Origin of the sequence: uncultured Oscillibacter sp., from assembly GCF_900544955.1 — a bacterium.
Taxonomy (GTDB): Bacteria; Bacillota; Clostridia; order Oscillospirales; family Oscillospiraceae; genus Oscillibacter.
In genome coordinates this window covers 21,921-29,462 of the sequence record NZ_UQXD01000031.1, presented here as the reverse complement: position 1 = coordinate 29,462, position 7,542 = coordinate 21,921, and the positions used below count along the sequence as shown (strand labels likewise).

Sequence of the window (7,542 nt, the reverse complement as noted above, 5' to 3'; positions counted from 1 at the left end):
CGGTACCTCCGCCCTGCCGCCAGCCGCGCCCGTTTGGGCGGCACGGCTCGCCCGGCGGGCTGTCCGGCGGCCGTCCGCCGCCCAAGCAGGCGGGACGGGGACCTCCGCCCCGAGAAATAGGGAACCTGCGGCACTGCGCCGCTTTCCGGCGGTACATTGGGGGCACCACCTTGTATCGCCTCATAAAACTGTGCTGTCAAAGAGAGGAGCTTTTTATGAAAACAGCATTGACCATTGCGGGAACCGATCCCAGTGGAGGCGCCGGTATTCAGGCCGATATCAAGACCATGACGGCAAACGGCGTCTTCGCCACCTGCGCGGTCACGGCCCTGGTGGCCCAGAACACAACCGGCGTGAAGAGCATCGTGGAGTGTACTCCGGAATTTCTGGAGGAGCAGCTGGACTGCGTGTTCACCGACATCTTTCCCGACGCGGTGAAAACCGGCATGGTCGCCAGCACCGCCCTCATCGAGACCATCGCCCGGAAGCTGCGGCAGTACGGCGCGGGGAATCTGGTGGTGGACCCGGTGATGGTGGCCACCTCCGGGGACCGGCTGATCTCCGAGGACGCGGTGGAGGCGCTGAAGGAGTGCCTTCTGCCCCTGGCCACCGTCCTCACCCCCAACATCCCGGAGGCGGAGCTGCTCTCCGGCCTGCCCATCACCGACGCCGCCGGCATGGAGGCCGCCGCCCGGGCCATCGGCGAGCGGTACGGCTGCGCCGTTTTGTGCAAGGGCGGCCACCAGATCAGCGACGCCGACGACCTGCTGTGGCGCGGCGGCGCGGGCAGGTGGTTCCACGGCAGGCGCATCCAAAACCCCAACACCCACGGCACCGGCTGCACCCTCTCCAGCGCCATCGCCTCCAACCTGGCCAAGGGCATGGACCTGGACACCGCCGTGGAGCGGGCCAAGGCCTACATCTCCGGCGCCCTGGGGGCCATGCTGGATCTGGGCCGGGGGCCCGGCCCCATGGACCACATGTTTGATCTGAAGGGAGATTTCGTGGGATGATCTCTCTCCTCATCGCCGCCGTATTCACCGCGCTCTACCTGGCCGCCACGCTGTACCTGTGCCGGGGACTGCGGCTGAATACCAAGGCCCTGTGCATGGGAGGGCTCGCCTGCGGACTGACGCTGGTGCTCTCCTCCATCCTCATCCCCCTGCCCACCGGCTCCACCATCACCTGCGGGTCCTGGCTCCCGCTGATGCTGCTGGCCCTGGTGTACGACCACCGGCTGGCCTTTGTCTCCGGCTGGGTGTGCGGCATTCTGGCCATGGTGCTGATTCCCGTCTGGCAGCCGGTCCACTGGGCCCAGATTTTCGTGGAGCACCTGGTGAGCTTCTCCTGCCTGGGCTACGCCGGCATCTTCGGCGGCGACAGCCGGAAAAAAGTGCTGTGCGGCTCCCTGCTGGCCATCCTCCTGCGCTTCACCGGCCAGGTTCTCAGCGGCGTGGTCTTCTTCTCCCAAAACGCCTGGGACGGCTGGGGCGCCTGGGGCTACAGCCTGACCTACCACCTCTCCTCCAAGGTGCCGGAGGGCGCCCTCACGCTGCTGATTCTGCTGGCCCTGCCCCTGGGAACACTGCGCAGAGCCGCGAAAGGAGGGGCACTGTGAGCTTTCTGGACACCTGCATCCAGCAGAGCCTGCCCATCTGGCGCAGCTGCCTGGGGACGCCGTTTCTCCAGGGCGTGGCCGACGGCACGCTGCCGGAGGACCGCTTTATGGGCTACATTGTGGACGACAGCCTCTACCTGCGGGAGTACGCCAAGGTCTTCGCCTGGGGAATGCTGCACGCCCGGAACATGGAGGAGATCCGCACCTACTACTCCCTGCTGGCCTTCGTCAACGAGGCGGAGGACTCCACCCGGCGGTACTACTTAAAGCGCTACGGCCTGCGGGACGAAGCCATTCAGTCCCTGCCCCTGCGGCCGGAAAACCGGGCCTACGTGGACTACATGCTCGCCGCCGCCCGGGACGGCCAGGGCGCCGCCGAGTGCATGATGGCGTGCCTGCCGTGTATGCTGAGCTACGGCTGGATCTTCGGCGAGATGCTGCGGCTGCACCCCGGCGTGCTGGAAACCCCCTACCGCCCGTTTGTCAGCGACTACGCCGGCGGACGCTACGACAGCATCTGCAAAACCTGGGCCGCCTTTACGGAGCGGGCCTGCGCCGGTCTGACGCCGGAGCGGGAGGCCCGGTGCCGGGAGATTTTCCGCAGCTGCTCCCTCCACGAATACCGCTTCTGGGAGATGAGCGCCCAGCCCCGGACGGACCTGGCACCGGCAACCTGACCCCTCCCGGCGGCGCACCGCCCGGCCGCGCTGCGGCCGGGCGGTTTTCTGCACTTCCGGAACTTTCTGCGCTTTTACCAAAAACTTTACAAATTTTTTGGCGGTCCTTTCAGGTTGGTTTTAACTTCCTCCCGTATGCTGGCTCCACAGACCATAGGAAAGGAACGGCAGACGATATGGAAGAAGTCGTACAGAACGAAGCGCGGGGGACTCCCCCGAAAAAACGGTGGTTCCGGGGGCGGAATCTGAAAAAGCGGTGGATCGCCCTGGCGGTGGCCGCGGCGGTGGTGGCCACCGCCGCCCTGAGCCTCCAGGGCACGGGAGGCCCCCAGGCCTCCGCCGCCACCCTCTACCAGGAGGCCCCCGCGGAGAAGCGGGACATCACCCGCTCCCTCAGCTCCAGCGGCACCCTCCAGCCCGCGGACTCCTACACCGTCTCCACCCTGGTGTCCGGCGAGATTCTCAGCGACACCTTTGAGGAGGGGGATCTGGTGGAAAAGGGCGCCCTGCTCTACACCATGGACGCCTCCGACGCCTCCTCCAGCCAGACCCAGGCCCAGAACGCCTACGCCCAGGCCCAGAAGTCCTATAACAGCGCGGTGAAGGCCAAGTACCCATCGGCGGACATAACCGGCACCGTCAGCGAGGTGTACGTGAAAAACGGCGACAGCGTCAGCGCCGGGACGGAGCTGCTGCGCATCGTGGGGGACAACAACCTCTACTTCAACTTCCTCTTCACCTACGCCGACAACAGCGATTTCTACGTGGGGCAGACCGCCACCATCTTTATCAACGGCCTGGCCGGCACCCTCACCGGCACCGTGACGGCGGTCTCCAGCGGCGCCACCGCCTCCGACACCGGCAAGATGCTCACCTCCGTCCGGGTGAAGGCCACGAACCCCGGCCTAGTGACCTCCGGCTACACCGCCAGCGCCGTCATCGGCAGCTACTCCAGCTACGGCAGCGCCTCCATTGAGATGAGCCAGGCCTCCACCGTCACCGCCCAGGCCTCCGGCAAGGTGTCGGGCCTGAACTGGCTGGCGGGCGACGCCATCTCCAGCGGCGACCGGATCTGCACCCTCACCGGCGACGGCGTGGACGACCAGATCGAAAACGCCCAGCTCAGCCTCAGCAACGCCCAGACCTCCCTCCAGAACGCCCAGGAGAAGCTGGACGACTACCAGGTGACCGCCCCCATCTCCGGCACCGTGGTGACCAAGAGCGCCAAGGCCGGCGACAAGATCGAGGGCGGCTCCACCGGCACGCTGTGCACCATCTACGACCTGAGCTATCTGGAGATGACCATGAACATCGACGAGCTGGACATCGGCGACGTGGCGGTGGGCCAGACGGTGCAGATCACCGCAGACGCCGTGGCGGGCCGGACCTACACCGGCACGGTCACCAAGGTGTCCGTGGCGGGCACCACCTCCGGCGGCATCACCACCTACCCCGTCACTGTCCGCATCGACGAGGCCGACGGCCTGCTGCCGGGCATGAACGTGGACGCGGAGATCGTCCTGGAACAGGAGTCCGGCGTCCTGGCCATTCCCGCCGGCGCCGTGAACCGGGGCGGCACCGTGCTCGTCACCAGCACCTCTCCCAGCGCCGCCAACGCCCTGGACCAGGAGGCCCCGGAGGGCTACGTCTACGTGGCGGTGGAGACCGGCGTCAGCGACGAGAGCTATATCCAGGTCCTCTCCGGTTTGCAGGAGGGAGACACCGTGGCCTACATCCAGACCAGCTCCTCCGGCACCAACATGATGATGGAGGCCATGGCCGTCCCCGGCGGCGCGGTGGCCATCTCCGGCGGCCCCGGCGGCGGAGGCGGCGGCATGCCTGGCGGCGGAGGCCCCGGAGGTGGGTTCTGATGGCCGCGCTGATTGAGTTTCAGGACGTCTGCAAGACCTACCGGATGGGGGACGCCGTCATCCGGGCGGCGGACCACATCTCCCTCCAGGTCCAGGCGGGGGAGTTCGTGGCCATCGTGGGCCAGTCGGGCTCCGGCAAATCCACCTGCATGAACATCATCGGCTGCCTGGACGTCCCCTCCTCCGGCAAATACCTGCTGGGGGGCCAGGATGTGGGGCAAATGAACAAGAACGAGCTGGCGGACATCCGCAACAAAATGCTGGGCTTCATCTTCCAGCAGTACAACCTGCTGCCCAAGCTGACGCTGCTGGAAAATGTGGAGGTGCCCCTGATGTACGCCGGGGTGCCCCGGGCGGAGCGCCGCGACCGGGCGAAAATCGCTTTGGAGCTGGTGGGTCTTGGCGACAAGCTCCGCCACAAGCCCGCCCAGCTCTCCGGCGGGCAGCAGCAGCGGGTGTCCATCGCCCGGGCCCTGGTGGGGGAGCCGGCGGTGCTCCTGGCCGACGAGCCCACCGGCGCCCTGGACTCCCACACCGGCCGGGAGGTGCTGACCATGCTGCAAAAGCTCCACGACGCGGGCAACACCGTGGTCCTCATCACCCACGACAACTCCATCGCCGTCCAGGCCCAGCGGATCATCCGGCTGGAGGACGGCCGGGTGGTCTACGACGGGGACGCCCGTGCACCGGAGGCCGTGGTCACGCCCCAGATGGCGGGGAAGGGGGGCGCGGCCTCTTGAGCCTTCTCGAAACCTTTCAGCTGGCCGTCAAAAACATCCTCAGCAGCAAGCTGCGGACCTTTCTCACCATGCTGGGCATCATCATCGGCGTGTGCGCCGTCATCGTCATCGTGGGTCTGGGCAACGGGATGCAGGGCTACATTGAGGACAGCTTTTCCGACATGGGCACCGATTCCCTGACCGTGATGGTCATGGGCCGGGGCTCCTCCCGCAGCGTGGACGAGGACGACATGTACCAGATGGTGGAGGACCACCCGGAGTATCTCAAGCAGCTCTCACCCACCGTCACCATGTCCTACGCCCTGAAAATCGGCAGCGACACCCTCTCCTCCAGCAGCATCACCGGCGTCAGCGAGGACTACTTCTCCATCAAGGGCTACACCGTGGCCCAGGGCCGGGGCATCCAGTACACGGACATCGCGGACCGGAAGAAGGTCTGCGTGGTGGGGGAGTATCTGAACATGGCCTATTTCGGCGGCAGCGCCCTGGGCCAGACCCTGAAGGTCGGCAACAGCACCTTCAAAATCGTGGGCGTCATGGCGGCGGAGACCACGGAGCTGGAGGAGGGCGGCACCGACGACTGCGTGTTCGTCCCCTACTCCACCGCCGCCCGCATGAGCTACACCGGCACCATCAACAGCTTCACCCTCACCGTCCAGGACAAGGACCAGGTGTCCCAGGCCAAGGCCGTGGTGGAAACGGCCCTCTACGACATCTTTGAGGACGACAACGCCTACACCGTCATCAGCATGTCGGAGATGCTGGACACCATGAACTCCATGGTGAACATGATTATCTACATTCTGGCGGCCATCGCCGCCATCAGCCTGGTGGTGGGCGGCATCGGCATCATGAACATCATGCTGGTGTCCGTCACCGAGCGGACCAGGGAGATCGGCATCCGCAAGGCCCTGGGGGCCAAGGAGGGCGCCATCATGCGCCAGTTCGTCATCGAGGCCGCCACCACCTCCGCCCTGGGGGGCGTGCTGGGCATCCTCCTGGGCTACGGGCTGTCCACCGTGGCCACGGCGGTCATCACCAACATCCTGGGGACCAATCTCACCGTCAGCCCCAGCGCGGCGGCGGTGGCCGTGGCCTTCGGCGTCTCCACCGGCATCGGCGTGGTGTTCGGCTACCTCCCCGCCAAGAAGGCGGCGGGGCTGAACCCCATCGACGCCCTGCGGTACGACTAAAGCAATCCCGCCCTCCGGCGCACACGCGCCGGGAGGCGGACCGACGGCTTGCGAGCGTGCATCGACGGGTGCCCACGCGGCGGCGCATACGCGCCGGGGGCGGACTGACGGACGCAAAAACAGCCTGTCGAAGAAGCCGCCCAGCATTTCGCCGCCGGGGCGGCGAGGGGCCGGGCGGGCTGTGGCCGAAGGCGCGCAGCGCGTGCGCACCATGGGCCGCAGCTCTCCCGGACAAATGCCTGCGGCGCGTCTTCGACAGCACAAAAAAACAGCCTGTCCTACCGGACAGGCTGTTTTCATCGGCTGTTGGGCCCAGGTCAGTCGGTGACGTAGGGCAGCAGAGCGATCTGACGGGCACGCTTGATGGCCTCCGTCAGCTGACGCTGATGCATGGCGCAGGTGCCGGTGGTTCTGCGGGGCAGAATCTTGGAACGCTCAGAGACAAAACGACGCAGCTTGGCGGCGTCCTTGTAATCAATGCTCTCGCACTTCTCCGCGCAGAACTGGCAGACCTTCCGGCGCTTGCCGCGCATGGGACGGGCGGGACGAGCTTCACGATCAAAAGCCATGAAATGGTTCCTCCTTTATCAAAATCAAAACGGCAGTTCGCCGTCTTCCTCGCCGATTTCGGCGAAGTCGGACTGACCGCCCAGGGGCGCCGCGGCGCGGCTGGGAGCGGGCGTACCGTAAGCAGGGGGCGCGCCGTAATCGCCGGCGGCGCCGTCGCGCTTGGAATCCCCGAAGTAGACGTTGTCGGCCACGACCTCGGCGCTTCTGCGCTTGCCGCCGTCCTTATCCGTCCAGTCGCGGATTTGCAGCCGGCCCTCCACCACGGCCATGCGGCCCTTGGTGAAGTACTTGCTGACGAATTCCGCGGTTGCCCGCCAGGCCACGATGTCGATAAAATCGGTCTCCTTCTCGCCGCTTTGGGACTTGAAGTCCCGGTCCACGGCCAGGGAGAACGACGTGACGGCGGTGCCGCTTCCCGTGCGGCGCAGCTCGGGGTCACGGGTCAGACGGCCCATGAGGATGATCTTGTTCAGCATGTGAACGCCTCCCTCACTCGCCCTTACAGACGATCAGGGAACGCATGATGCCGTCGTTGATCCGCAGAATGCGGTCCAGCTCTCTGGGGAAGGACGGCTCGCTGCTGAAGCTCATCAGCACGTAGTAGCCCTCGTTTTTGAAGTTGATGGGATAGGCCAGCTTGCGGCTGCCCCACTCCTCCACCTCGACGGCGGAGCCATTCTGCTCGGCCAGGGTCTTGAACTTCGCCACCAGCGCGGCGATGCCCTCCTCACCCTGTGCAGGGTCGATAATGTAGACGACCTCATAATTGGCAGAAACCTTTGCCATGTTTGCACCTCCTTTTGGACAAATGGCCCTCATTCCACGATGAGGGCAAGGATATGCCCGCAGACTGCGAGCCTTATTATTATATAT

At 65.8% G+C, this 7,542-nt stretch carries 9 protein-coding genes; 6 read left to right on the top strand and 3 right to left on the bottom strand.

The genetic code is table 11. The features are described 5' to 3' along the window. Positions 1 to 215: 215 nt before the first annotated feature. The 6 genes from thiD (at position 216) to QZS21_RS08270 (ending at position 6,099) form a co-directional block, all read left to right on the top strand. Positions 216 to 1,013, top strand: a complete 798-nt coding sequence (gene thiD, locus QZS21_RS08295) for a bifunctional hydroxymethylpyrimidine kinase/phosphomethylpyrimidine kinase (protein ID WP_295582263.1) — start codon at positions 216 to 218, stop codon at positions 1,011 to 1,013. Next, a complete protein-coding gene (locus tag QZS21_RS08290; RefSeq protein ID WP_295582261.1) occupies positions 1,010 to 1,618 on the top strand; it encodes an energy-coupled thiamine transporter ThiT in 609 nt (202 codons plus the stop codon). The genes thiD and QZS21_RS08290 overlap by 4 nt, the downstream gene beginning before the upstream one ends. Further along, positions 1,615 to 2,295 carry a TenA family protein gene (locus QZS21_RS08285; RefSeq protein WP_295582259.1) on the top strand — a complete coding sequence of 227 codons (681 nt, stop codon included), beginning with the start codon at positions 1,615 to 1,617 and terminating at the stop codon, positions 2,293 to 2,295. The genes QZS21_RS08290 and QZS21_RS08285 overlap by 4 nt, the downstream gene beginning before the upstream one ends. A gap of 176 nt (positions 2,296 to 2,471) precedes the next feature. Then, positions 2,472 to 4,166, top strand: a complete 1,695-nt coding sequence (locus tag QZS21_RS08280; protein WP_295582257.1) for an efflux RND transporter periplasmic adaptor subunit — start codon at positions 2,472 to 2,474, stop codon at positions 4,164 to 4,166. Then, positions 4,166 to 4,906, top strand: coding sequence for an ABC transporter ATP-binding protein (locus QZS21_RS08275; RefSeq protein ID WP_295582255.1), 741 nt, complete (start codon positions 4,166 to 4,168; stop codon positions 4,904 to 4,906). Before QZS21_RS08280 ends, QZS21_RS08275 begins: the two co-directional genes overlap by 1 nt. After that, positions 4,903 to 6,099 (top strand): ABC transporter permease, encoded by a 1,197-nt coding sequence (locus QZS21_RS08270; protein ID WP_295582253.1) that lies wholly within the window; start codon positions 4,903 to 4,905, stop codon positions 6,097 to 6,099. Before QZS21_RS08275 ends, QZS21_RS08270 begins: the two co-directional genes overlap by 4 nt. Before the next feature lie 317 nt (positions 6,100 to 6,416). Here the strand turns inward: QZS21_RS08270 and rpsR are convergent, their stop codons facing one another. From rpsR to rpsF, 3 genes are read right to left on the bottom strand one after another with little or no spacing between them, the layout of a single operon-like run. Continuing rightward, positions 6,417 to 6,668 carry a 30S ribosomal protein S18 gene (gene rpsR / locus QZS21_RS08265; protein WP_235228553.1) on the bottom strand — a complete coding sequence of 84 codons (252 nt, stop codon included), beginning with the start codon at positions 6,666 to 6,668 and terminating at the stop codon, positions 6,417 to 6,419. Positions 6,669 to 6,692: 24 nt separating this feature from the next. Then, complete coding sequence (gene ssb, locus QZS21_RS08260; protein ID WP_295582249.1) at positions 6,693 to 7,145, bottom strand: single-stranded DNA-binding protein; 453 nt, start codon at positions 7,143 to 7,145, stop codon at positions 6,693 to 6,695. Between the two features lie 13 nt (positions 7,146 to 7,158). After that, the gene (rpsF, locus tag QZS21_RS08255; RefSeq protein ID WP_295582247.1) at positions 7,159 to 7,455 is read right to left on the bottom strand and encodes a 30S ribosomal protein S6; all 297 of its coding nucleotides are present in this window, start codon (positions 7,453 to 7,455) and stop codon (positions 7,159 to 7,161) included. Positions 7,456 to 7,542 lie beyond the last annotated feature (87 nt).

Bases quoted from the DNA above. Each gene is read 5' to 3' on its own strand.
- ssb (WP_295582249.1), bottom strand. From the start codon at position 7,145: ATGCTGAACAAGATCATCCTCATGGGCCGTCTGACCCGTGACCCCGAG.
- rpsR (WP_235228553.1), bottom strand. From the start codon at position 6,668: ATGGCTTTTGATCGTGAAGCTCGTCCCGCCCGTCCCATGCGCGGCAAG.
- QZS21_RS08275 (WP_295582255.1), top strand. From the start codon at position 4,166: ATGGCCGCGCTGATTGAGTTTCAGGACGTCTGCAAGACCTACCGGATG.
- rpsF (WP_295582247.1), bottom strand. From the start codon at position 7,455: ATGGCAAAGGTTTCTGCCAATTATGAGGTCGTCTACATTATCGACCCT.
- thiD (WP_295582263.1), top strand. From the start codon at position 216: ATGAAAACAGCATTGACCATTGCGGGAACCGATCCCAGTGGAGGCGCC.
- QZS21_RS08290 (WP_295582261.1), top strand. From the start codon at position 1,010: ATGATCTCTCTCCTCATCGCCGCCGTATTCACCGCGCTCTACCTGGCC.
- QZS21_RS08280 (WP_295582257.1), top strand. From the start codon at position 2,472: ATGGAAGAAGTCGTACAGAACGAAGCGCGGGGGACTCCCCCGAAAAAA.